Origin of the sequence: Sporomusa sp. KB1, from assembly GCF_007830295.1 — a bacterium.
Lineage (GTDB): Bacteria > Bacillota > Negativicutes > Sporomusales > Sporomusaceae > Sporomusa.
Map to the genome: position 1 here is coordinate 2102699 of NZ_VLKC01000002.1, position 23302 is coordinate 2126000.

A 23302-nucleotide genomic window follows, 5' to 3' on the forward strand; every position below is an offset into this window, starting at 1 on the left:
GAGTTACCACCTGACTGTCTTGCCAAAACGGTCAAGATATTGCAACCCTCGTCTCCCTTCTTGGGCAAGGATCGTGTCAACGATGTCATGTATTATTTCTTCAATCGTGAATTTAGCATTTGGTCCACCCATATCTGTTTTTACCCAACCTGGAGCAAGAAGTAATAATGCATGATCCTTCCCTCGACGTGCCGCAAAACTTCTCATCAGCGTATTGAGTGCCGCTTTACTTGCCCGATAGACTTCAAACTCCCCTTTCTCGTTGTCTGCGACACTGCCCTGTCCAGACGACATGACACCAACTGTACCGCCTAACCGAACATTTTCCGTAAACTGCTCTACAACTCGCATAGTGGAAAGCGAGTTTATGACCATCACGTGTACAAATTTCTCCGTCGGGACTTCGCCAATTGTTTCATATCGATCGTTAGTAATGCCCGCATTTACAAAAAGAAGATCAAAACTTCTACTGCTCAGTCGGTTTTTGAGAACTGCAATTTGGTTTGTTTCCGTAATATCGACATGTTCGATTTCAAGGTGTTCCTGATATTGCTCAGCGAGAGCGTGTAACTGGGTCCTTTTCTGGTCACGAACTGTTCCTGTCACCTTCCATCCGCGCTCCAAAAGTTCTCGAACAATCGCTAAACCTAGTCCTCGTGATGCGCCAATGATTAGGGCTGATTTTTGCTTTGACATACTTTACTCCCTCCACTATTTCTTTCACTTAAATTTTTATGAAGGCTATTCCAATATAATTTCGAGAGCCTTCTAGGACTCTCGAAAGTTTCCCCTCCACCCAGTGAATAAGATAAAGGTACCCCAATTCGAGGGTAGTAAGACACTTTACTTCGCCTCCTTTTTGTGATATGTTCACTTTAGCGCATTCGAGTAACACGAAGTCAAGTGTTTTTTCACAAAAGGGAGTTAGAGAAATGTACACAGTCAAAGAAGTAGCTAAGAAAATAAATCTCACAGAGCATACCATCAGATTTTATACTGACAAGGGATTGGTACCAAACATACACCGCGACAAATATAATAATCGCCTTTTTGACGAAGAGTCTCTTAATTGGCTGATAAGGGTGAAGTATCTTAAGGATTGCGGTATGTCAATAAAGGACATCAAACACTTTGTTGATCTATACCTAGAAGGAGATTCTTCAATTCTTCTCCGTTATGAAATTATTTTAAAATACAAGGAGATTGCACGGGAACAGTTGGAGGAGGCAACGAGAAGAGTTGAATTTATGGAAGGAAAGGCGAAACGCTATCGTGAAATCATAAATCAAGTCATTTCGGACGATATAAATACATGATTTCCAAACAAGAAAAACCGCTTTGGCGACGGTTTTTCTTGACAAATAATAAGAGATTTTTTATACGTACGTATAGGGCGGAGTTACTGACATGAGCATTGTCATCAATCCCGTCCCGGAGAAGAGATAGGGGGCGGTGGAGCAATGGAGACGCACCACCGTCCCATGTCTCCTTTCCGCAAGTAGATTTGTTGGAGCAATAGAACCATCCCAACGCTTTCCTGGGACAGCTTCTTCTCGCACTTGACATTTCAAGCGCATTTTCTGATATGCCGGTTTTCAATCAAAAAATAAAAAAATATTGTAAGATTAGAAAAAAGGAATTACAAAAGAGACTTTGTCGAAGAGATAAGATACCCAAGCCAGAACATCTTCAGTTGTTGAATAAATTGGCTATTCGTCAGTTAGAAAGCAATAGGGGTAATCAATACGACAATTACGAAATTTAGAAGGAAAATAAGCCGTTTGACAAAAATGATCGTAGATAAACTATTAAAAGCAAGATCTTTTGTATTAAATTTAGTGCAATGAAATCATGGAGGGTTTGGTTATGCCACATGAATCAGGGGGTAGAGCCGATAAACGTGGAAATAGGTTCGAAGTAAGATGGGTAATATACCAGATGCTGAAGGTTTTGGAAGAGAAAGTAGATTATGTTATTCTGGAAGCTCCAGGCGACGATGAAAAAGGAGTTGACGTCTGGATTGGGCAGAAAAATGGCAGCAGAGAAGGCCAACAATGCAAAGGGAGAAACGGAAGCCAAGAGTATTGGGATTATGGAACTGCTAATGCCAAGGGAATCTTCGCGAAATGGAAGCTTCAATTGGATAGAGATAAGTCGAATACGGTTGCCTTGGTTTCACCTTTGACGTTTACATTTTTAGAGGATTTGATTGAAAGAGCCAAAAATACCGGTAATAATCCTAAAGATTTTTATGATAGCCAAATACTCAATGCGGGCAAAGAATTTGTGAATTTCTTTAGAAATTTCTGTAAAGCGATGGATATTGATCCAGAGCAAGAGTTGGATTTAATTAAATGTATTTCTTATTTAAATCGGATAGCCTATCGTCAAGTCCCGGATGCAGAATTAAGAGAATTAATTCTATCCAAAATTAGTTATTTATTAGTAGGTAATGAAGGAAAAATATATGATATATTCATTGCCTGGATAGTGGACGGAAATATTTTAGGGAAAACAATTAATCAGTCTGTTCTGTATACGTTTTTAAAAGAAAATAATATAAAGTTTAAAGATCTTGCCACCGATGAACGTATTAGGCCTAGATTAGAGGAATTGAATCAAGAATATAAAATGGCGTTTATTCCGTTAAATAATGGGCTGATTACGAGAAAAGAATTTTCTGTATGCAGAGAAGTAATAAATTCAGGGGATTCTCTAATAATACACGGAAAAGCTGGAAGAGGAAAAAGTGGTTGTACAGTAGACATTATTAATTATTGCCAAGAAAATATCATACCATATTTGGCAGTTAAATTAGATAAACGGATTCCGAATGGGACTGCGGAAAAATGGGGCAAAGAGGGCTTAGAATTGCCTGCATCTATAGCTCATTGTATTCACTGCCTTTCTAAAAATGAAAAAGCAGTCATTATTTTGGATCAGTTAGATGCTTTACGGTGGACGCAGGCACATTCACGAGATGCTTTATTAGTATGCGCCCAGATTATAAATCAAGTGGAGAAGTTGAATCTCGAACGAAATTATAAGATATCTGTAGTTTTCGTATGTCGCACCTATGACCTAGAAAATGACAATAATATTAAATCATTATTTAAAAGAGCTGATAAAAAAGAGGGATTTATTCAATGGAATAAAGTTCAGGTCAATGATTTGGACGAAATAATAGTTAAGAATATTGTTGGGAAGCGTTATGATCAGTTAACAAGTAAATTAAAAGAAATACTAAGAATCCCAAGCAATTTATATATTTGGCAACAGTTAGATCCGAGCAAGGAGTATGCTGAATGTTCTACGGCAAGTCATTTGGTCTCGAAATGGTGGGATCAGTTGTCTGCAAAATGTTTTGCATTTGGACTGAGTGAAGCCAATCTAAATCAGGCTAGGGAAGAAATAATAGCATTATTGGAGAAATTAGGTAGAATATTTATTCCATTAAGCGTATTAAATGTGAATAAATCATGCTTGGATTTTTTATCATCAAGTGCTTTCTTAGTAATTCAAGATAATAAAGTGTCTTTTGCTCATCAGTCTATATTGGACTGCTTTCTGGCTGATAAAATGCTTAAGAGGTATTATGCCGGGGGAGACATTGTAGATATTATTGGAAGAAAAGAAAAACAAACCCCAGGAAAAAGATATCAAGTGCAAATGTTCATGCAAAATTTATCTGAGTTCGATAGTCAAGACTTTATTGAAGCTGGTCAAAAAATGTTTGAGGCTAAGCAAATTAGATATTTTGTCAAATTCGTTTTCCTAGAAGTATTAAATCAGGTAGATATTTTGGATGTAAATATACAAAATTTTGTGCTTAATAACTGTGAAGACAAAACATACGGAAATCATATTATTAATAACGTCATATTTTCAAGGCCTAAATATATTAGGTTACTTAGACAACATGGTATTTTGGATAAATGGTTTAGCGACCCACAAAAAAAGGATCTTGTTTTTAATTTATTAATAAGTTTAAGTCCAAATTATGAAACCCAAGATATTGCATTTATTGAAAAGTATGCATTTCACTCGCCAGAAGATGATAAAAAAGTCGCAAGATGTTTTTTGCATGATCTAAATCAAGATACAGATGAATTATTTGAATTGCGAATGAAAATTTATAGCAGTTATCCGCAAATGGCGGATGTATATCTTGATTTCAAGTCGATGCTCAAAAATTGTGAAATAAGAACAATACGATTTTTGGTATTTTTATTGGAAAATAAATTTAAAAGTAATGGGAAAAGCATTTATAGATATGAAGAAGAATTTTTAGATGAAGACTCTGAAATTCTCATTAAAAATGGGGTAGAGGTTGTTAATTTATTACTACCCTACATTCCAACGGAAAGCAACGAAAGGCTATCCTTCAGTAATTGGTCTGGAAGATATTTTCATAAAGGAGGTCTTGAAAGGGCTTGTATTCAAATTATAAAGAAAGCAAATGCAGCAATAATTGCCTCAAAACCAGAAGCTTTTTGGGAGCGCTATAAAGAATTCATGGGCGCAGGATTTGATTTATTTAATGAAATTATATTGGATGGATTATATCGGTTACCAGAGCAATATAGTGATGTAGTTATTAATTATTTATGCAGTGACTTCGATAACAACATATTTGATAAGACAAGTGGCAACGATGAATTACTTCTTATCAAACAAATATTGGGTAAGCATTCGAAATACTGTAGTGAGGAGGTTTTTATTACATTAGAAAAGACAATTATAAGCTATCTATCACCACGAGCTAAAGATATATATCAGCGCAGAATTAATTACAATAGAGAAAAAAATGGCTATAAAGTATATTGGAGTTTCTGGGGTGAGTTGCAGAAAGAACTTCTCGAAGTTCTTACCGATAATCGACTGAGCGACCAGGCCAAAGATCTGATGCGCGTTTTAAAACGCAAATTCCCTAAAGGGACAACTTTATATAACCATTCAGATGGACATGGTGGATGGGTAAGCTCGCCTATTGCTGGGAAAAAACTAAGTAACAAACAATGGCTGGGAATTTTAACAAACACGAAACTTAAATATAAAACTCACTCCCGTTGGAAAGAAGTTCCAGGGGGATTTATTGAAAGCTCTATTGAAGAGTTCGCAGGAAGCTTTAGTAATGCTGTTTCTGAAGAACCGGAGAGAATGATAAATCTAGTTCTTTCACATAAGGAAGAAATTTTGGATGCATATATTGATTCTTTATTTAGCGGAGTTGCATACAGTAAAGCTTTGGATAATGTGCCGGTAGAATTACTAGAAGCGATGATTTTGAGCTATCCATATGATCATATTTCCTATAGAGCGAATTACATTTGCGCAATTATTGAAAAAAGAAGTAGTGAGAAATGGTCGCAGAGAGTATTGGAAATTCTCAAGGATGTTGCGATTAACCATAAAAATCCGGAGATTGGCAAACCAAATGTAACCAATAATAAAGATATAGAAATGCATAGTTATAATATGTTACAAAGCAATGCGTTAAATTGCGTAAGAGGCGAGGCGGCCCAAGCAATAGCACAGCTTTTATGGAAAGACAGCTCTTTGTTCAACCAGTTTAAAAATACAATTGAAAAATTGGCATTGGATGAAAACCCGGCGGTAAAATTGGCGAGTTTATTCGCATTATGGCCTTCGTATAACATTGAACGAGAATGGGCATCAGAAATAATTTTAAATCTGTATGAACAAGATTACAGGCTTGCAGGATTCCATGATACGAAAAATATGCTTTTTTTGTTATATCCGAAATATCGTGAACGTGTCTTAAAAATTATTAAAAAATGTTACGAGTCTGAAGATGAGAATCTAATTCAAATGGGAGCGCATTGTCTAGCGGAAATGTTTATTCGTGAAAATGAATTTGCTGATGTAATGGATAACGTGAATGCAATGAGCAAAATGCAATCAGAAGCAGTTCTCCATATGACCATTATTTATTTCAATAAAGATGAATTCAATTTATTGGCACAAGATATTATACGCAAATTTAAAATAAGTACATTAGATTTGGAGATGCCAATTTCAAGACTATTCTATGATAATCTTATTGATTTAGAAAGAGATAAGGATTTTTTAATTGAAATAATGAATTCAGACTTAAGTCGCAGAGCGGTGCATGCATTTGTACATTATCTTGAAGAAGAATCGAAATCAGTAGTTGATTACAAAGATATTATAATATCAATGAGTCATCATCTAATAAAGAATAGAAGTAAAGACGACACAGGTGGGTGGGGAATTGAAGATGAAATTTCCAAGTTGGTAATAGGATTATATGATGAGACTTCTGAATCAACACTACCTGAAATGAAAGATATTGCTAATGAATGTCTCGATGTATGGGATCTGATGTTTGAAAAACAAATTGGACCTATTAGACAGTTGAGTCAAAAATTAATGGAAAGGTGATACTATCTGCAGATAAAATAGATGTTTCAAAACAATTTATTTGATTATAAAGCTATTATCGCCGCCAAGGGGATATCATCAGATTGATGCGACATTGTTTTTGTATCCTCAATGCACATCGGTTATGTAGCAAAGAAAAAATCAAAAAGGTTATATGCGAACATCTCATTGGAGCGATGTTACGACAGGTGAAGTTGGGTCGACGGTCAGAGAAGCGATTAAGCGCGGCAAAGAGGCGATGGCTAAAGAAGCTAGGGAAAACGGACTGGTGCATCAGAATGCAAAATAAGCTACAAACCCGAAGCTATTTGATGGCTTCGGGTTGTGTTTTGTAACAGGTCTTACTGATGCGATAGGGTTGCCCCGCTTCTTCCTCGTTAGGGTGTGCCGCCCAGGGTAGTGTCAAGAAAGTTTCGCAAAAAGGTTTGCAGTCCTAGGTAGTAAAATCAGTCATCACTAAAATCCGACTCAGGGTCGGTATTTTCTAGATGTTTCATATTCATATACTTTTTACTGCCCCACTGGGTTCCAGCAACGTGGCGAAGGCGGGCGCAGACCAGCATCAGAGCGGACTGCCCATCCGGGAAAGCACCCACGACCCTGGTTCGCCGCCTGATCTCCCGGTTGAGTCTCTCAATCACATTGTTAGTCCGGATTCTTGTCCAGTGCTCGCCGGGAAAGTCGGCATAAGCAAGCGTTTCCTCGATGCTTTCCTCGATTTTGGCCGCCGCTTCTTTGAGTTTCATGTCGCGCAAGCTTTTTGCTACCTGTGCCGCCTTTTCCCGGGCAGCGGACTTGCTTTCCTGCGCATGAATCGCTTTGAGCATTTTCGCAACCGTTTTGACCTTGGAGCGGGGAACAACTGAAAAGACATTGCGGTAAAAGTGAACAGTGCAGCGCTGGTATTTGGCCTGGGGGAAGACCTCATTTGCCGCTGCCAGCATCCCTTGGCATTTATCACCAATGATCAGTTGGACGCCTGTTAAACCGCGGCTTTTCAGCCATTTGAAGAATTCCAGCCAACTGACTTTGTCTTCTTTCATGCCTTCGGCCGCTCCCAGCACTTCACGGTAGCCGTCTTCGTTGACGGCAATCGCCACCAATACGCTCACATTCTCATATTCACCGCCCCAGTTGCGGCGTAAGTAAATGCCGTCGACGTAAACATAGGGATACTTACCACTTTGCAGCGGCCGACTGCGCCACTCTTCAATGTGGACATAGGCCTTCTTATTCAACTCACTGATGGTGGACGGCGATACCTTGCTGCCCCACAGAGCCTCGGTGATGTCTTCCACTCGCCGGACGGATACGCCAGCTAGATACATTTCGATGAGCGCTTCTTCTACGGAACTTTCCCGCCGGCGATAGCGTTCGATAATGGCGGTTTCAAAAGGAATGCCCTTGAGCTTGGGAACTTTCAGCGTGACATCGCCGGAGGTAGTAGTCAACCGCCTGTCGTAGTGACCGGAGCGGTAACCTTGACGGGTTTCAGTACGCTCATATCGGGCCGCCTGGGTTAGGTCTTTGGCTTCCTGATCCAGCAAGTTATTGAGCGTTTCCTCCACGCTGCTACGCACCAGTTCCTTCAGTTCTACCTTGATGATTTCTTCATTCAACTGTATAATTTCTTTGGACATGTTTGCTCTTCCCCTTTCGGTAAATGGTGTGTGGTGACTTCATTTTACCGGGGAACTGCAAACTTGTCCTCTTTTTTAGCCGTATTTCAATTTGCGAAACTTATTGTACCTTATCCCGCCCAGTTTAATGATTGATTTTTTTGCGATGTCGACAAGGGTGGGATTATCGCCAATCCGGATGCACTGCCGGAAAGCATCAATTGCCTCTTGGATTCGGCCAAGCAGCGGCAGTGTAGCACCTTTAACAGCATAGGCTTTTGTGTAGTTGGGATTTATGGCAATGGCTTGATCACAGTCCGCGATAACTTTTTCATATTGTTCTAACCGCGAATAGGCAAGACTACGCTGATAATATGTTTCTGCGTTACGTGGATTTATGGCAATGGCTTTATCGAAATCGACGAGGGCCTGCTCGAATTGTTTTAAATCATTGTAGATGAGACCACGACAAAAGTAGGCTTCTCCCATCTGAGGGCTAATGGCAACCGCTTTGCTTAGGTCGGCAATGGCTCGTTCGGGTTGGTTTGACAAAAAATAAACTCTACCCCGTAGAAAATATAGACCTGCGTTCTGGGGAGCAAATTCAATCACTTTGTTGAAGTCAGCAATAGCCTGTTCGTAATGGTATAATTGTTCATGGATCAAGCCACGCAAACCATATGCCTCTCGGTAATTTGGATCAATTGAGATGGCTTTATCTAAATCGGCGATAGCCTGGCCGTATAGTTTTGATTTATAAAGGGCCATCCCGCTGTCATAATACTCTTTTGCCGTCAGTGGTTCAGTCTTTGCGGCTGACGGTGTTGTTGGTGCACCGCCGAGGCGCAGAATGTAATCTTTTGCCTTAGTGATCCATACGGTATCGGATTCGATTTTGATATATTGCTGTAGGGCGGTAATGGCTTTTTGGCGGCGATCAGGGTTTATCAGGGCATTCCCTTTGGCGAAGGCATATGTAGTCTGGGAATCAGTCACAATGGCATTATCGAAATCGTCGAAAGCCTGTTCGTAATTTTTCAGGGCTAGATTGGTTATACCACGCCCTAAGTACGCATTTGGATTTAGACGATTAAAAGCAATCGCTTTGTCAAAGTCTGCGAGGGCATGCTGATATTGCTTCAAGTCAAAATATACGTAACCCCGGCTATTGTATGCAAAACCATATTTAGGATCAATTGCAGTGGCTTTGTCATAGTCGGCAATGGCGCGGTCATATTGTTTCAAAGCATAATAAACATTACCGCGGTAAAAGGAATAGATTGCTGCCATTAAGCCTTCCGGAATGTTGGCAAGCGCTTTATCAAAGTCGGCAACTGCTTGTTCATGGTTTTGCAGTGCGTAGTAGGATAGGCCGCGCATGCTGTAAGCGGCTGCGTCCTTGGGTTTAATCAACAATGCTCTATCAAAGTCGGCTATAGCCGACTTATATTGTTTTAGCTCATAGTAAGCAAGCCCTTGATGATAGAGTGAATGGGCATCTTGCGGGTCTATCGCAAGAACTTTATCAAAGTCAGCAATGGCTTGCTCATATTGTTTTAGAGGAAAATATGCAAAAGCACGCATAGTATAGGCTTTTGCATACCGTGGGTCAATAGCAATAGCTTGACTAAAATCAGCGATGGCTTGCTTAGGTTGATTTTGAACATGATAAGCGTTGCCGCGGTTATAGTATACCTCAGCATAGTGGGGGGCAAGCTCGATAGCTTTGTCAAAGTCGGCAATGGCTAAGTCTAATTGTTTAAGTATGTAGTATGTTCGGCCACGGTTGTTGTACGCATTTGCGTACACTGGATTGATGGCTATGGCTTCGTTGTATTCGGAGATAGCAAGCGAATACTGCTTTTCTGCGTAATATGCAAGGCCACGATTGTTATGATCTTCAGCCGTTAGTGGTTCGGCCTTCGTTGTTAAAGGTATGGACACAAGCAGCAAAATACAGAGGAATAAAAAAGAGATATGCTTTACGGATTTTGGTCTGCTTTTCGAACACCTTAAGTAAATGAACATAAAAGCCCTCCTGCTCAGTGAAATATGTATTGGATTATTTTCCCTATAATTCCTGATGTTCCTCTATTCATTAGATAAAATAATTTTTACTATGTTAACACAATATGTTCTAAAAGGTTATTTACAAACTTAACACTGGAGCGATGTTACGACGGGTGAAGGCGGTTCTATGGTTAGAGAAGCTATTAGGCGTGGTGAACAAGCAATAGCGGCAGAAGCAAAAACTAATGAAGAAACACCTCAAAATGCAAAATAAATGAAAGACGGGGCTGTGTTGAAACGTTTACGTTTCAACACGGCCCCTATTCTTTAATGTTAGATCATTATGATAGAAAATTTTAAAAGATAGTAGGCAAAGAATCGCAAATAAAGCGAGAGTCTCACAATTCAATATCGACCATAGTTTCTGGCGCGGAGTTTATCTTGTTAACAAGGTTGACCCATTCATAATTCGAAAGAAATGCTTGGCCAGGGTCCACAACGTAAGCCGGTACCCGGAAATTAACTGTGTTTCCAAAGCTGGCCACAGATAAGACCCCGCCATAGGCAGCAAGCGTAATGCGATCAAAATCAATGATAGGAAGAGCTTGGTCCAAGAAAAAATATTTATTGATTAATACTTTCAAGTGTATGACCTCCTTTTACAGCGTAATGATTGCTATGTGGTATGAATAGTATTGATATACGAACAATAAGTCAACTAGCACTATTTTAGTATTTGTTGGTTGAGAAATAAAAACCCGTACAAAACTATTTTTCTACGACTTCATTACCAGCCCTTGACTCTCCCTAAGGCTTGAAATTTTTTTAAATCAACACGCTGCTAACTGCCGGAGTTTACTTTTTTATGATAATATTAGATAATAAGGAGTACTATAGGTATTATCAGTATAAGAGGCAGTAGAGACTCGCTAATTCCCAGCGCTGTATTCTTTACTGTACAATGATAAAAAAGTGAAAACGAAGGGCGTTGGTTGCGTGGAGTGTGGTTGTGTGCTTCAAGGTAAGAGAGTTTGTCTTAGGACAGTACGTGAATCTGATCTTGAGTTAATTTATAGATTAATGACTGATGTATCGCAAAAGGGTGAATATTGGCTAATTGATATTCCAGCTGAACCGGCATTTCGACGGGGATTTGCCGATAGAGGTTTTTGGCATGAGCACTTTGGCCGGTTGCTTATTACTGATCATCAAGATGAGGGTAGAGTTGTCGGCGAAATTATCTATTATCGCAATGCCGATTACCGCGCTGGTTATGAGGTTGGGTACCAGATTTTCCGGCGCGCTGACAGAGGAAAAGGCTATATGTCTGAGGCTTTGTCGTTGTTTTCCGCATTTTTATTTGAGTCTAAACCCATTCCCCGGCTACAACTTACGGTAGTTGTTGGCAATGAATCCAGTCGCAAGGTGGCCGAAAAATGCGGTTACCGTTATGAGGGGACGCTGCGCAAGGCGGCTTTTCTCTCAGGTAAGTATGTTGATCTTGAACTCTTTGGGCTGCTTCCGGACGAATGTCCGCCGCTGCGGTTATAAGGTGCGAGTTGGCATTAAATGTATGCTAAGGGTGCTGCGTCGGCTGTACTTGGCAAAGCTGGAATACTATGTGGCCGCTTTGTGAAATACTACCTGTAAAAAGGAGTGGTGTTCATGGATGCGAGTCGCGCCGAACAAATTATGAAATCGTCAGATATCATTGGTGTGATGTACCGTAATAATTATGTCTGGATTGAAGATATTGATAAAGGCCGGAATACGGCGCATGTAACCTATCTGGAAGAGCATAATACGATCCATGTTGGGATTGACCAGCTTGAGGAAACAGGCCCGATAAAACAATTGCACTAAAAGAGGCTGTAGCAGTAGAAGTTTGCTAATGAGCAGGAATCGGGCTTCTGTTTGTAGTATTCTAAGTAATAAGCTAAACCGCCATACGCTGGCGGTTTTATTTTACTTGCAGCCATGTGCAAGCAGGCTTGGCGGCGGCGGGAGTTTTCGCCAAAGTGGGCGCAAGGTATTTTCTACAGGCAGGTGATAATATTGCTTGATAAGCAGTTAGTCCAAGAAGCGGTAAAACAGCGCTGGTTGCTGGCTGTTGTTACTATTCTCGGTGCTGGCGGTGGGGTACTGGCGGTTAGCCAGGCCTATTATCTTACGCAGGTCATTGATAAGATATTTTTAGGTAAACAGGAGTTAGGCGTTGTCGCGCCTGTTTTATGGCTGCTGGCAGGCTTGGCACTGCTGCGGGCAATTGTTATGTATGGCGAAGGGGTATTATCTTTTACGCTGGCAGCAGAGATAAAAACAACGCTCAGGCAGCGTCTGGTCAGTCATGTGCTGGCGTTGGGGCCGGTGACAATGGCACAGCAGCCTGCAGGCGAATTGATCAATATTATCAGTGAGGGTGTAGAAAACCTTGATGCGTATTTTTCAAGATATTTGCCACAGCTGCTAAAGGCTGTTATTATTCCCATATTTATTTTAATGGTGGTGGGACCGCTTGATAGTACTACCGCTGTTATTATGGTTGTGACTGCGCCCTTAATTCCAGTTTTCATGATTCTGATTGGTAAGCTGGCAGAGAAGCGGAATCGCAGGCAATGGGAGACGCTCAATAATCTGAGTGCACATTTTTTAGACGTCCTGGCAGGATTAACTACGCTAAAGCTGTTTGGCCGGAGCAGGGAACAAATAGCGATCATTGCCCGGGTCAGTAATGAGTTTCGTGATACTACCATGGAAGTGCTCAAGGTAGCCTTTCTATCAGCCTTGTCCCTGGAATTATTAGCTACCATCAGCACCGCTTTGGTAGCAGTGACTGTTGGCCTCCGGCTCTTATATGGAGAGGTTACCTTTGCGCAAGCGTTGTTTGTGCTGCTATTAGCGCCTGAATACTATTTGCCGCTGCGCATGCTAGGCAGTCAGTTTCACGCCGGCATGGACGGGAAATCGGCAGCAGCTGACATTTTCGGGTTACTGGCACTACAAGGGCCGGTAATGGCAAGTGGTGCAGTGCCTTTGGCGCGGCAGCAACAGATTGGGCTGGAATTCAGGGAGGTTTACGCTGCGTATCAACAAGGGGCGCGGCCTGCTTTGGCGGGGGTATCTTTTACGCTAATGGCCGGTCAGCACTTGGCTGTCGTGGGACCAAGCGGGGCGGGAAAAAGTACGCTGGCTGCTTTGCTGCTAAATTTTCTGTCGCCGGCAGCAGGGGAAATTTTGGTAAATGGCCTGGTGCTGCGCACGGTATGTGCTAGTGACTGGTTGCAGCAGGTGGCCTTTGTCCCTCAGCGACCGCATTTATTTCAAGGCTCGGCAGCTGACAATATTCGGTTGGCCCGACCGGACGCCTCGCTTGCTGAGGTAGTAGCTGCTGCCAAGGCGGCAGGGGCGCATGACTTTATTATGCGTTTGCCCAGTGGCTATGATACACCGGTAGGTGAAGGCGGCCAGGGGATCAGCGGTGGTGAGCGCCAACGGATAGCGATTGCCAGGGCTTTTTTGCAGAATGCGCCGCTGGTTATCTTAGATGAAGCGGTCAAGGGCCTTGATGTCAAATCCCAGGTCGCTTTGGATACGGCGCTCTCAAGACTGCTCGCTGGACGGACAGCGATTATTATTGCACACCGTATAACCACTGTGCGCCAGGCAGACAAAATTATGGTATTGAATGCGGGACAGATTGCCGAGACTGGTACGCATGCAGAGTTGCTGGCGAAAAACGGAATCTACAGTCGGCTGGTGGCAGCTTCTCAAGCCAGGGAGGTGATGCTATGATTAAGCTGCTGGCAGGCAAGCGAGCGACTATCATCATGGCTGCTGCAGCCTGTATCCTTGGTAGTTTTACAATTTACGCCAATGTTGGATTGTTAGCGGCTTCGGCCTGGCTAATCTCAGCCGCTGCGCTGCATCCGTCAGTAAATGAATTAGCGGTAGCTATTGTAGGGGTGCGGTTCTTTGGACTGGCACGGGCTATTTGCCGCTATGGGGAGAGGTATGTAAGCCATGAGGTTACCTTCCGCTTGTTGGCTGAAATCAGGATCTGGTTGTATAGCCGGATTGAGCCGCTGGCGCCAGGTGGGTTGGCCCGATTTGCCACAGGCGATATTTTTAGCCGCCTGGTAGCCGATGTGGAGACCTTGAAGTTCTTTTATTTGCGGGGCGTGTTTCCGGTAGTGATCGCCGTGTTAGTGGTTATAGCGACGATGGTGTTAGTAGCGTGGCTGGCACCCTGGCTGGCGTGGCCGGTGCTTGGTTTGGTTGTGCTGACAGGGTTCATTTTACCGGTACTCCTTCATTGGCTGGGGTACAGGGCCGGCCAACTGGTTGTTGCCGCCAGAGCTGGTTTTAATGAGGTATTAGCTGACAGTATTGACGGCCTTACCGAATTGGCAGCTATGGGGCAAGCCAAAGCACAGGCAGGCAAGGTTGCTGCGGCAGCCGCAACCTTGCGGGCTGGCCAAAAAAAGGCCAATGCGGTGACGGCATTGGCTGAGGCTATGGGTGGATTGGGTGTAAATCTAACTGTCCTTATTGTTATTATGCTGGCTGCGCCGCTGGTCGGAGCAGGGCAACTTGATGGCGTTTATCTGGCTGTTGTGGCGCTGGCAGTGCAAGCCAGCTTTGAGGCTATTTTGCCATTGCCTGCCGTAGTCTATTATTTGCAGGAAAGTGCGGCAGCTGTGGCGCGCCTGCAGGATATTACCTGTAAAGGGACATCTGCTCTTGCTGGAGGCGCCTGTATTGTCCCGCGCGGGCCGCTGACGCTGACGGCAGATAAGCTGTCGTTTTCTTACCAGCCGGAGCAGCCGCCGGTGTTGTCAGACATAGCCTTTAGCCTGCCGCCAGGCAAGCGGCTGGCGGTGGTAGGTGCAAGTGGGGCTGGGAAAAGTACGTTGGCCGGACTTATTTTGCGGTTTTTGGATTATAATCAGGGAACGCTCTTATTAAATGGTTCTGATATTAGGGAATATGATTCTGAGGCGGTTCGCCGCCTGGTTAGCGTAGTGAGTCAGGACACCTATTTGTTTAATGCGACCATCAGGGATAATATTCTTTTGGCTAACCCGGAGGCGACGCCAGACGAGTTCGCGCCCGCCATGGAAGGGGCTTTGCTCAGCGACTTTATCGCCCGGTTACCTCACGGTCTGGATACCCGGACAGGGCAAAACGGACTAGCTCTATCCGGTGGCGAGCGCCAGCGGATTGCCCTGGCCCGGGCGTTACTCAAGGCTGCGCCCATATGGCTTTTAGATGAGCCAACCGTCGGGCTTGATGCTGAAGCCGAGCAGATGGTGATGCAGCATATTTTGCAGGCAGCAGGCAGCCGTTCGGTGTTTCTGATAACGCACCGGCTGTTAGGTTTAGAGGTCATGGATGAGATCCTTGTGATTGACAATGGCAAAATCGTCGAACAGGGAACCTGGCAGCAGTTGCTGGCTGGTAGAGGCTTATTTTATCAGATGTGGACCCTGCAACAAGATACACTAAATAGTGCTTGAGGTAGTTTCCCTATTATGGTAAGGTATATAGTGGAGGCGATACCTATGACAGAGCCGACCTACTCGGTGGAAAAAGAGTGTCCAGTGTGTCAGCAGAAATTTGACGTTACCCGTACACGCGGCAGACAGATCTTGGTGAAACAGGACAGTGATTTTTGTTCGTACTTTCGAGATATAAATCCGTACTATTATACAATTTGGGTGTGCCCTCATTGCGGTTATGCGGCAACTGACAGCTATTTTGCAGAGTTATCAGTGGCCGCTAAAGATAAGATTGCCAAATTTCTGGCAAGCAGAGCGGTAAATGTAAATTACAGTGGCAACCGTACCCGTGAGCAGGCTATATCGACGTATAAGTTAGCTATTTTTTTTGCTGAACTTATCGCGGCTCCGGCCAGCAAACTGGCAGACTTGTATCTTAAGCTCAGTTGGTTGTATCGGGAGGGAGAAGATGAAGAAGACGAAAAAGCTGCCCTCGCGATTGCCTGTGAACAGTATGAACAAGCGTTATTTCGCGAACGGTTGCCTATTGGTACATTGAGTGAAGCGGCGGTCAGCTATTTAATTGGTGAGTTGGCACGGCGGACTGATCAAACAGAAAAAGCCTTATTATATTTGGGTAAGGTTGTCGGCAATCCGGCAGCCAAGCTGGAACCGAGGGTATTTAAACTGGCAAGAGATGCCTGGCATGCGGCCAGAGCCACCCGGGATGGGGAAGAGGTACCGGCAGAAGCGGTGGCTGATTAACGCCACCGCCTAGACACAACAATACAGATAAAAGCGCTGACGGTAATGACCGTCAGCGCTAATTTTTTAGTAGCTATTCCTAATTTTCTTACTCAATTTTATAGGCGGCGACAATTTCACCAAAATACAGAGTGTGGTAGTCGCCATCGGCATAGCAGGAGTTCTTGGTGGTTGAATCCAGGTTTGCTGGTGTCATGGTCTCTTTAAACAGTACCTTGCATTCCAGTTGGAGGCCGGGAGCGGCAATAACCGGGGTAGATATGGACTGGCCGGCAGCAAGGGTAAGTTTGGCAGCGGCAATTTTGTCCAGGTCACGGCCTGATTTGGAGCCGCACAGTGCCAGCGCTTCTTTCATGTCTGCCAGCGGCAGGGTAATAGTGAACTCGTTGCTTTGTTCGACAAGCTCTTTAGTATAACGTGATTGCCGTACCATAGCGGTAAATACCGGTTTACGCCACATAATGCCGACACTGCCCCAGCCAATTGTCATAGTGTTGGTTTTACCGCCATAGGCAGTTGTCATAAAGGCATTTTGGGGCATAAGTTTAGCAGCCTCAGCGGAAAATTGTTCATAGGTAAGTTGGTTTGTCATAATTGGTCCCCCCTGTTTTTATACATATATGTTTATATAATGAGTCTTATCTTACATAAGGAATTGATAGTGGTCCTTGTGGTAGTACTGCCACACTGGCTCCGGATTTCTTTGCTAATAGTTGGGTTATGGCACCGCACGGGTTAGCAACCGGAATAAGCTTGGCGGCTTTTACGATTTGTTCATCAAGCGAGGAGTATAGATAACAGTCGGCTTTCTGCTGAATCATAGCCTGTGCCTGAACCTGCCACTGGTCAAATAATCTAAACTCAGGTGTGTTAATCATAGCTAACAGTTCCTGTGGCGTTGCTTTCATTGTAAGAATTTTACCATAATTGCCATGAGCGGGTACACCGTCTGAGCATTCTGAGCAAGTTAAGATAGCGCCACCTTGTTTGACGATTTGAGCGGCAGCGCTCATGCCCTTAACAGTCTGATAGAGGTTTTGGTCAAGCGGATAGCCAGAGTTGGTGGTAATTACAATGTCAAAGGGCTGGTCAACAGGAAACATGGCATGGTCTTTAACAAAAGCGCAGCCGGCACGATGAGCGTTAAGCAGTTCACCGGCGAATACACCTGTGATTTCTTTTTGACCGTTGAGTGTGACATTAAGCATAAAGTCTGGCTTGGCCAGTAAGCAGTTTTGGGTAGCTGCATCCTGGACAATATTACCATCGATGATTCCCCAGGTGCTGTTGCGGTGCCCGATCATTTGTGCGTTGTGAAAGTCCTGAATGGTGGATATACCGGCAATACCGGGGCAGATACCTTTGGGGCCGCCGGAGAAACCAGCAAAAAAATGGGGTTCAATGAAGCCTGTGACAATTTTAAAAGTACAGTTAACATAGGTTTTATTTAGGTAGACATCAGAACCATAGCTGTTTTTTCCCACCAGTACAAGTTCTTCAGGGTCAAAGGCATTGTGGTTAATAATACGGACAGTATCGACGACTTCCTGGCCAAGCATTTGCACAAGCTCCTGGTTGGTATTGGCACGATGACTGCCTAAGCCGTTAATAATGACAAAGTTTTCTTTGGGAATATGAGCTAGTTCTTCCAAAAGCCAAGGGATAAGCTTATGATTGGGTGTGGGGCGGGTCAGGTCTGAGATGACAATGGCGATAGTATCAGATGCTGTAACTAGGTCTTTGAGGGGCGGTGTTCCAAGTGGTTGGCGCAAGGCTTGTTGTACAGCTGCTTTGTCAGCGTTCAGGCCGTCCAGATGCCGGGGTTCAATAATTACTGCCCGATCAGGCACCATGATCGAGAGTGTGTCTTTCCCGTAAGCCAGAGCTACGTGTTTCATATTGATACCTGCCTTTCCTTTGTAGGTATATATACATTTTATCCTGAATGTATTGGAACCTCAATAGCTTTGCCAATATTGACCTAAAAGAATCAAGCTATGAGGATAAAAAGTAATGCAGTGCCTGTTTGAAAACGTAACATGTCACGTTGTATATAGAAAGTCAAAAAGGCGTTTACAAGCTCATGATTAAGAAGCGATTTTCCCGCGTATCCTATAGCGGTACGCGGGTTTTGTTTTTATAAAAAATTTGCTTGCACTTTGGGTCAATTATGTTACAATCATATAGTACTTTTCAAAAAAAAAGCAGGTAAAAAGGAGCGATGATAAGTGAAATATTTTAGGTTATCCCAGGATGCTGTCAAGGCACTGGCTGATACCTACAGCACTCCCTTGTTGGTGCTGTCTTTAGAACAAATTGAATTAAATTACAAGCTGCTGGCTGAGAATATGCCAGATGTTAAAATATATTACGCCGTCAAGGCCAATCCGGATGAACGAATTATCCGGAAGCTTGACACGCTTGGCGGTTATTTCGACGTCGCGTCTGACGGTGAGATGCGTATGTTGAATCAGTTAGGCATTGACTCTGACCGCATGGTGTATGCTAATCCGGTGAAAACAAACAGCGGTTTAAAAGTAGCGCATGATGTTGGGGTGCATAAATTTACTTTTGACAGTGAAAGTGAAATTGAAAAAATGGCAACAGCTATTCCCGGAGGCACTGTTTTGCTGCGCATCCGGGTGGACAACCCGCATGCATTGGTTGATCTTAATAAAAAATTTGGCGTACATCCGGATGAGGCGCTGGAGCTTTTGACCAAAGCGAAGGCGGCCGGACTTGATGTGGCTGGGTTGTGCTTCCATGTTGGCAGCCAGTCAACAAGCAGTGAAGCCTACATTGCTGCGCTCAAAAGTTGCCGTAAACTTTTTGATGCAGCTAAAGGATTAGGTATGCATCTTCATATTATTGACATTGGCGGTGGTTTTCCTATTCCCACGTTGGTCGAAGAGCCTGATGTGGCGCAAATGGCAGCTGCTATTTATAAAGTTATTAGACAATATTTTCCTGATACTGAGATTTGGGCGGAGCCAGGCCGGTATATCTGTGGTACGGCGGTTAATCTGATTACTCAGGTTATTGGCACCAAAGTGCGCAATAATCAGCAATGGTACTTCCTGGATGATGGTTTGTACGGGACTTTTTCAGGCGTTATCTTTGATCACTGGGATTTTGAACTGGAGACCTTTAAGACTGGTAAAATGATTCCGGCCACCTTTGCCGGTCCAAGCTGCGATTCGCTGGACATTATGTTTCGGGATAAACATACTGTGCCGATGGAGATTGGCGACTTGATTCTGGTGCCTAACTGCGGGGCTTATACGTCGGCTTCAGCAACCGTATTCAATGGCTTTGCCAAAACGCAAATTGTTGTGTGGGAAGAAGTATATAAAGCAATTCAGGCCAAGCTTGAGTTAGCTACTGCGGGGTAATGAAATAGCTTTGCTTAAAAAGGTAAAACCCTTCCGTGTGAAGGGTTTTTATTTTCCTATTATATAACAAAGGTAAGGAGCCGCCATAGGAAAAGCGGCTCCTTGGCAGATGATTACGTGTTTTGGGGGTCCATAATGGCAATGTCGCCCTCTTCGCCTGTACGAATTCGAACTGCATTGGCTACCGGGTATACAAAAATCTTACCATCGCCCATTTTTCCGGTTCGACAGGTTATTTTTGCCGTTTCGATAACGCGTTCTACCGGAACTTCGCAGACCACGATTTCAACTTTAACTTTTGGCAACAAATTGACCGAGTATTCTTGACCACGGTAAACTTCTTTGTGCCCTTTACTGAGACCACAGCCATATACTTGCGTGACAGTCATGCCGGTTACATTAATTTTATTCATGGCTTCTTTCAAGGCTTCTAATTTTTCCGGCCGGGTAATAATATCAATTTTAGTTATTGGATTCATGTTTTTCCCTCCAATTACACTGGACGTAAAATTATGCCAGTGTGGTTTCTTTAACAGTTACTTGATTACTTGAGATACTGGTTACCGGGATATTGAGCGGAGAACCTGTCATGAGATCTTGATAGGCATAGCCGCGTTCGCCGTGCTCGGTAATATCCATGCCTTGAATTTGTTGTTCATCGTCGGCTTTGATTTGCATGACTAAGCCGATAGCTTTGACAATAAGGAAGGTCATGACGGCGGCAAATATCCAGCTTGTACCGACGCCGGCAAGTTGTTTTAAAACCTGGGCGGCATTTCCATAGAATAAGCCATCGGCTCCCGCGGGATTGACTGCAGTGGTGGCAAAGAAGCCGGTAGCAATAGCGCCAAAGGTGCCACCTACACCATGAACTCCGAAGGCATCTAATGAATCATCATAACCCAACTTGTTTTTGGCTATGGCCACAGCAAAGAAGCAAATTACGCCACCGCCGAGCCCCATAATAATGGCGGACGGTACAGTAACAAAGCCGGCTGCCGGAGTAATAGCTACAAGACCGGCGATACAACCGGAAGCTGCGCCAAGCAGGGTAGGTTTGCCATGATAAAGCCACTCAGCGACTATCCAGGAAACTGTGGCTGCAGCGGCAGCGACGTGAGTTGTAACGAAAGCAACGGCTGCCAGTCCGCTGGCGCCAAGAGCACTGCCGGCATTAAATCCAAACCAGCCAAACCACAGCAGGGCGGCTCCTAAAACGGTCATAGGGAGATGATGGGGAGCCATTACTTCGCTGCCGTAGCCCTTGCGTTTACCAACCATCAAGGCAAACACCAGACCAGATACACCGGAGATGATGTGTACTACAGTACCGCCGGCGAAGTCAAGTACGCCATATTCGCGCAACCAGCCACCGACACCCCAAACCCAGTGAGCTACAGGATCATAGACAAGCGTAGCCCAAAGTAATACGAAGGCCACGAACGCGGGAAATTTAACCCGTCCGGCAACAGAACCGGAAATAATTGCCGGAGTAATGATAGCAAATACGCCTTGGAACATCATGAAAGCCAGTTGGGGGATAGTAGCAGCGTAATCGGGGTTAGGATCGGTGCCGACACCACTTAATCCAATCCAATCCAGACTGCCTAGCAGGTGATTGATGTCCGGGCCAAAGGCAAGTGAATAGCCCCAGAGGACCCATTGAATTGAAATTACGCCAAGACAAATAAAACTTTGCATTATAATACTCAATACATTCTTAGTACGGACCATTCCTCCGTAGAAGAGTGCTAAGCCTGGAGTCATTAACATTACAAGTGCTGCGCTGATTAGTACAAAGGTTGTATCCCCAGTATCAATTTTGGGTGGTTCAACCGGTGCTGCAGAGGCATCGCCTTCGGCAGCCAAAACAATAGTAGTCAGGAATAAAGTTAAAATCAAGAATATACCCAATATAGTAGATAGCTTTTTCATATACTAGTCACCTTCCTTATCTGATGAATTTTCAAAGCTGCTGCATAATACTGCTGTTTGAGCTAAATCAACAATCGTTGCAGGAAGCAAAGAATATCTTTCACGATGAACCACCCCCCGATAGTAAGCGTTTGACAATGAAATGTCCTGGAGGCTGGCCTCCAGGACATCATTGTCCCTAAAAAGATGTAAAAGGCGCTTATATCAGTCCTAAGATAAAGAGGACCAAATATAAGCGCCTTTGCTTGTCTATCACCATAACGGTAATTACTTATTTGATGTATGTTATGGCGTGAATTATATCACCTTTAATTTTCAAATGCAATAGGTTTTTAATAATTTTTTAATTTAGAACATTTAGAATACGATTTCTTGAAGATGCTGCAGTAATTTTGGCTTTTATTGAATAAAGCGGTGAGGTTAAAGAGTATAAGTGCTTAAAGAGGATTAATAGTACTGGTTCGGTAGATGTTTAGTAGAATGTGTAATCTATAAACAGACAATTAGCTAACCTATAAAATAAATTGCTTACAGGGGTATTGTATTTGAAAAATCGGTGTGCTATAATCAGTTCCATAAAACACGCCCAAACACAAATAAATAATTACCGTTATGCAGAGCAGGGAATTATCTATTTATAATTGGGGATATTCGGTTGCTGTGATGCTTGATAACGAAGTAAAAATTGTAGATTAATGTTTTAAGGTTAAGCAAAGAAGCTTATTTGAGTTCTATTTTAGCTAGAACTTGGATAAGCTTCTTTTTTTATAAATCACCAGTTAGGCAGTAAGTGCGCGCTTTACAATCTAACAAGAAGTGATGGATGGTTAAAGTAATGAAATAAGAGGGTGAACCAATGGAAGAAAAGCAAAAGATATTAGAGAAGCTGAAAACAGCGGTAGAAGAACTGGAAACAGAAATGGCGGAAGAAGCAGCAAAAGAAGCGCTAGCCGCGGGGATTGATCCCATAACAGCTATCAATGATGGACTGGCAGCTGGGATGCAGACCATGAGTGACCTGTTTGATGAAGGAGAAGTATTTGTCCCTCAACTCGTAGTAGCCGCAGACGCGTTTGAAGCGGCGGTTGCCATCCTGACAAGTTCAATGTCAGAGGAAGATAAAGCAAAGTCATCCAAGGGGAAGGTACTGTTGCATACCGTACAGGGAGACATTCATGATATTGGCAAAAATATTGTTAAGACTATGATGTCAGCCAGTGGTTTTGAAGTCATCGACCTTGGGCGAGATGTGGCTGTAGAAGAAGTAGTAGCTAAAGCCAAGGAATACAAAGTAGACATCATCGCCGGAGCCGCGCTAATGACCACGACAATGCCGGCCCAGCGCGACATCGTGAGCCTGCTTAAAGAAGAAGGCATACGGGACCAGTTCAAATGCATGTTTGGCGGGGCGCCGGTATCCGATGAATGGGTGGAAAAAATTGGCGGCGATGCCTACGCCGAAACCGCTTCCGAAGCGGTAGAGAAAGCAAAAATCTTAGTAGCAGAATTACGGGGGTGAAAGTAAATGGCAATTGCAAAAGCATTAACCGTATTTGATATCTACGAACGGGCGAAAGTCGGCCCGAAAGTAGAAGAAAAAGAATGGGATTTTAAAACCATACCGCAAACGGCGAGCAGACTAAAGCAAAAATACAAC

The 23302-nt window shown here is 43.5% G+C and carries 19 protein-coding genes; 11 read left to right on the forward strand and 8 right to left on the reverse strand.

Translation table 11 applies throughout. The features are described from left to right. Window positions 1-3: 3 nt before the first annotated feature. Window positions 4-696, reverse strand: a complete 693-nt coding sequence (locus SALPA_RS13385; protein ID WP_145094797.1) for an SDR family NAD(P)-dependent oxidoreductase — start codon at window positions 694-696, stop codon at window positions 4-6. 236 nt (window positions 697-932) lie between these two features. On the opposite strand from SALPA_RS13385, the gene SALPA_RS13390 reads away from it, so the two are divergent. The 3 genes from SALPA_RS13390 (at window position 933) to SALPA_RS13400 (ending at window position 6715) form a co-directional block, all read left to right on the forward strand. Then, window positions 933-1316: a MerR family transcriptional regulator gene (locus tag SALPA_RS13390; protein ID WP_145094800.1), complete on the forward strand. Its 384-nt coding sequence runs from the start codon at window positions 933-935 to the stop codon at window positions 1314-1316. Between the two features lie 550 nt (window positions 1317-1866). Beyond that, window positions 1867-6426, forward strand: a complete 4560-nt coding sequence (locus SALPA_RS13395) for a hypothetical protein (protein ID WP_145094803.1) — start codon at window positions 1867-1869, stop codon at window positions 6424-6426. A gap of 154 nt (window positions 6427-6580) precedes the next feature. Beyond that, window positions 6581-6715, forward strand: a complete 135-nt coding sequence (locus SALPA_RS13400) for a hypothetical protein (RefSeq protein ID WP_255451196.1) — start codon at window positions 6581-6583, stop codon at window positions 6713-6715. Between the two features lie 157 nt (window positions 6716-6872). Here SALPA_RS13400 and SALPA_RS13405 read toward each other — a convergent pair whose 3' ends face one another. The 3 genes from SALPA_RS13405 to SALPA_RS13420 all read right to left on the reverse strand — a co-directional run bounded on the left by SALPA_RS13405 (window position 6873) and on the right by SALPA_RS13420 (window position 10699). Further along, window positions 6873-8066: an IS256 family transposase gene (locus tag SALPA_RS13405; RefSeq protein WP_145088854.1), complete on the reverse strand. Its 1194-nt coding sequence runs from the start codon at window positions 8064-8066 to the stop codon at window positions 6873-6875. A gap of 75 nt (window positions 8067-8141) precedes the next feature. After that, on the reverse strand, window positions 8142-10073 hold the full coding sequence (locus tag SALPA_RS13410) for a tetratricopeptide repeat protein (protein WP_145094806.1): 1932 nt from the start codon (window positions 10071-10073) through the stop codon (window positions 8142-8144). Window positions 10074-10453: 380 nt separating this feature from the next. Continuing rightward, window positions 10454-10699, reverse strand: a complete 246-nt coding sequence (locus SALPA_RS13420; RefSeq protein ID WP_145094810.1) for a hypothetical protein — start codon at window positions 10697-10699, stop codon at window positions 10454-10456. 367 nt (window positions 10700-11066) lie between these two features. Here SALPA_RS13420 and SALPA_RS13425 point away from each other — a divergent pair, with 367 nt between their 5' ends. The 5 genes from SALPA_RS13425 (at window position 11067) to SALPA_RS13445 (ending at window position 16318) form a co-directional block, all read left to right on the forward strand. Next, window positions 11067-11606, forward strand: a complete 540-nt coding sequence (locus SALPA_RS13425; protein ID WP_145094813.1) for a GNAT family N-acetyltransferase — start codon at window positions 11067-11069, stop codon at window positions 11604-11606. 114 nt (window positions 11607-11720) lie between these two features. Then, window positions 11721-11918: an H-type small acid-soluble spore protein gene (locus SALPA_RS13430; protein ID WP_021168450.1), complete on the forward strand. Its 198-nt coding sequence runs from the start codon at window positions 11721-11723 to the stop codon at window positions 11916-11918. 114 nt (window positions 11919-12032) lie between these two features. Further along, window positions 12033-13847 carry a thiol reductant ABC exporter subunit CydD gene (cydD, locus tag SALPA_RS13435; protein ID WP_255451197.1) on the forward strand — a complete coding sequence of 605 codons (1815 nt, stop codon included), beginning with the start codon at window positions 12033-12035 and terminating at the stop codon, window positions 13845-13847. Next, on the forward strand, window positions 13844-15571 hold the full coding sequence (gene cydC / locus SALPA_RS13440) for a thiol reductant ABC exporter subunit CydC (protein ID WP_145094819.1): 1728 nt from the start codon (window positions 13844-13846) through the stop codon (window positions 15569-15571). The genes cydD and cydC overlap by 4 nt, the downstream gene beginning before the upstream one ends. A 45-nt stretch (window positions 15572-15616) precedes the next feature. After that, window positions 15617-16318 carry a DUF2225 domain-containing protein gene (locus SALPA_RS13445; protein WP_145094822.1) on the forward strand — a complete coding sequence of 234 codons (702 nt, stop codon included), beginning with the start codon at window positions 15617-15619 and terminating at the stop codon, window positions 16316-16318. 88 nt (window positions 16319-16406) lie between these two features. On the opposite strand, the gene SALPA_RS13450 is transcribed toward SALPA_RS13445, so the two are convergent. Both SALPA_RS13450 and larA read right to left on the reverse strand, forming a co-directional pair. After that, window positions 16407-16910, reverse strand: a complete 504-nt coding sequence (locus SALPA_RS13450) for a flavin reductase family protein (protein ID WP_186451063.1) — start codon at window positions 16908-16910, stop codon at window positions 16407-16409. A 46-nt stretch (window positions 16911-16956) separates the two neighbouring features. Continuing rightward, on the reverse strand, window positions 16957-18216 hold the full coding sequence (larA, locus tag SALPA_RS13455) for a nickel-dependent lactate racemase (protein ID WP_145094825.1): 1260 nt from the start codon (window positions 18214-18216) through the stop codon (window positions 16957-16959). 330 nt (window positions 18217-18546) lie between these two features. On the opposite strand from larA, the gene SALPA_RS13460 reads away from it, so the two are divergent. After that, window positions 18547-19710: a type III PLP-dependent enzyme gene (locus SALPA_RS13460; protein ID WP_145094829.1), complete on the forward strand. Its 1164-nt coding sequence runs from the start codon at window positions 18547-18549 to the stop codon at window positions 19708-19710. Between the two features lie 113 nt (window positions 19711-19823). Here SALPA_RS13460 and SALPA_RS13465 read toward each other — a convergent pair whose 3' ends face one another. Together SALPA_RS13465 and SALPA_RS13470 are read right to left on the reverse strand one after the other, a co-directional pair. Then, a complete protein-coding gene (locus SALPA_RS13465; protein ID WP_145094832.1) occupies window positions 19824-20189 on the reverse strand; it encodes a P-II family nitrogen regulator in 366 nt (121 codons plus the stop codon). A gap of 31 nt (window positions 20190-20220) precedes the next feature. Continuing rightward, window positions 20221-21645, reverse strand: coding sequence for an ammonium transporter (locus tag SALPA_RS13470; protein WP_145094836.1), 1425 nt, complete (start codon window positions 21643-21645; stop codon window positions 20221-20223). A gap of 856 nt (window positions 21646-22501) precedes the next feature. Here SALPA_RS13470 and SALPA_RS13475 point away from each other — a divergent pair. After that, window positions 22502-23164 (forward strand): B12-binding domain-containing protein, encoded by a 663-nt coding sequence (locus tag SALPA_RS13475; RefSeq protein ID WP_145094839.1) that lies wholly within the window; start codon window positions 22502-22504, stop codon window positions 23162-23164. A gap of 6 nt (window positions 23165-23170) precedes the next feature. Next, on the forward strand, window positions 23171-23302 hold a 132-nt coding region (locus SALPA_RS33250; RefSeq protein WP_222428175.1), incomplete at its 3' end, for a monomethylamine:corrinoid methyltransferase.

Excerpts from the sequence above, each read along its gene's own strand:
- SALPA_RS13385 (WP_145094797.1), bottom strand. The coding sequence starts at position 696 with ATGTCAAAGCAAAAATCAGCCCTAATCATTGGCGCATCACGAGGACTA.
- SALPA_RS13390 (WP_145094800.1), top strand. The coding sequence starts at position 933 with ATGTACACAGTCAAAGAAGTAGCTAAGAAAATAAATCTCACAGAGCAT.
- SALPA_RS13395 (WP_145094803.1), top strand. The coding sequence starts at position 1,867 with ATGCCACATGAATCAGGGGGTAGAGCCGATAAACGTGGAAATAGGTTC.
- SALPA_RS13400 (WP_255451196.1), top strand. The coding sequence starts at position 6,581 with ATGCGAACATCTCATTGGAGCGATGTTACGACAGGTGAAGTTGGGTCG.
- SALPA_RS13405 (WP_145088854.1), bottom strand. The coding sequence starts at position 8,066 with ATGTCCAAAGAAATTATACAGTTGAATGAAGAAATCATCAAGGTAGAA.
- SALPA_RS13410 (WP_145094806.1), bottom strand. The coding sequence starts at position 10,073 with ATGTTCATTTACTTAAGGTGTTCGAAAAGCAGACCAAAATCCGTAAAG.
- SALPA_RS13430 (WP_021168450.1), top strand. The coding sequence starts at position 11,721 with ATGGATGCGAGTCGCGCCGAACAAATTATGAAATCGTCAGATATCATT.
- cydD (WP_255451197.1), top strand. The coding sequence starts at position 12,033 with ATGTGCAAGCAGGCTTGGCGGCGGCGGGAGTTTTCGCCAAAGTGGGCG.
- cydC (WP_145094819.1), top strand. The coding sequence starts at position 13,844 with ATGATTAAGCTGCTGGCAGGCAAGCGAGCGACTATCATCATGGCTGCT.
- SALPA_RS13445 (WP_145094822.1), top strand. The coding sequence starts at position 15,617 with ATGACAGAGCCGACCTACTCGGTGGAAAAAGAGTGTCCAGTGTGTCAG.
- SALPA_RS13450 (WP_186451063.1), bottom strand. The coding sequence starts at position 16,910 with ATGACAAACCAACTTACCTATGAACAATTTTCCGCTGAGGCTGCTAAA.
- larA (WP_145094825.1), bottom strand. The coding sequence starts at position 18,216 with ATGAAACACGTAGCTCTGGCTTACGGGAAAGACACACTCTCGATCATG.
- SALPA_RS13465 (WP_145094832.1), bottom strand. The coding sequence starts at position 20,189 with ATGAATCCAATAACTAAAATTGATATTATTACCCGGCCGGAAAAATTA.
- SALPA_RS13470 (WP_145094836.1), bottom strand. The coding sequence starts at position 21,645 with ATGAAAAAGCTATCTACTATATTGGGTATATTCTTGATTTTAACTTTA.
- SALPA_RS13475 (WP_145094839.1), top strand. The coding sequence starts at position 22,502 with ATGGAAGAAAAGCAAAAGATATTAGAGAAGCTGAAAACAGCGGTAGAA.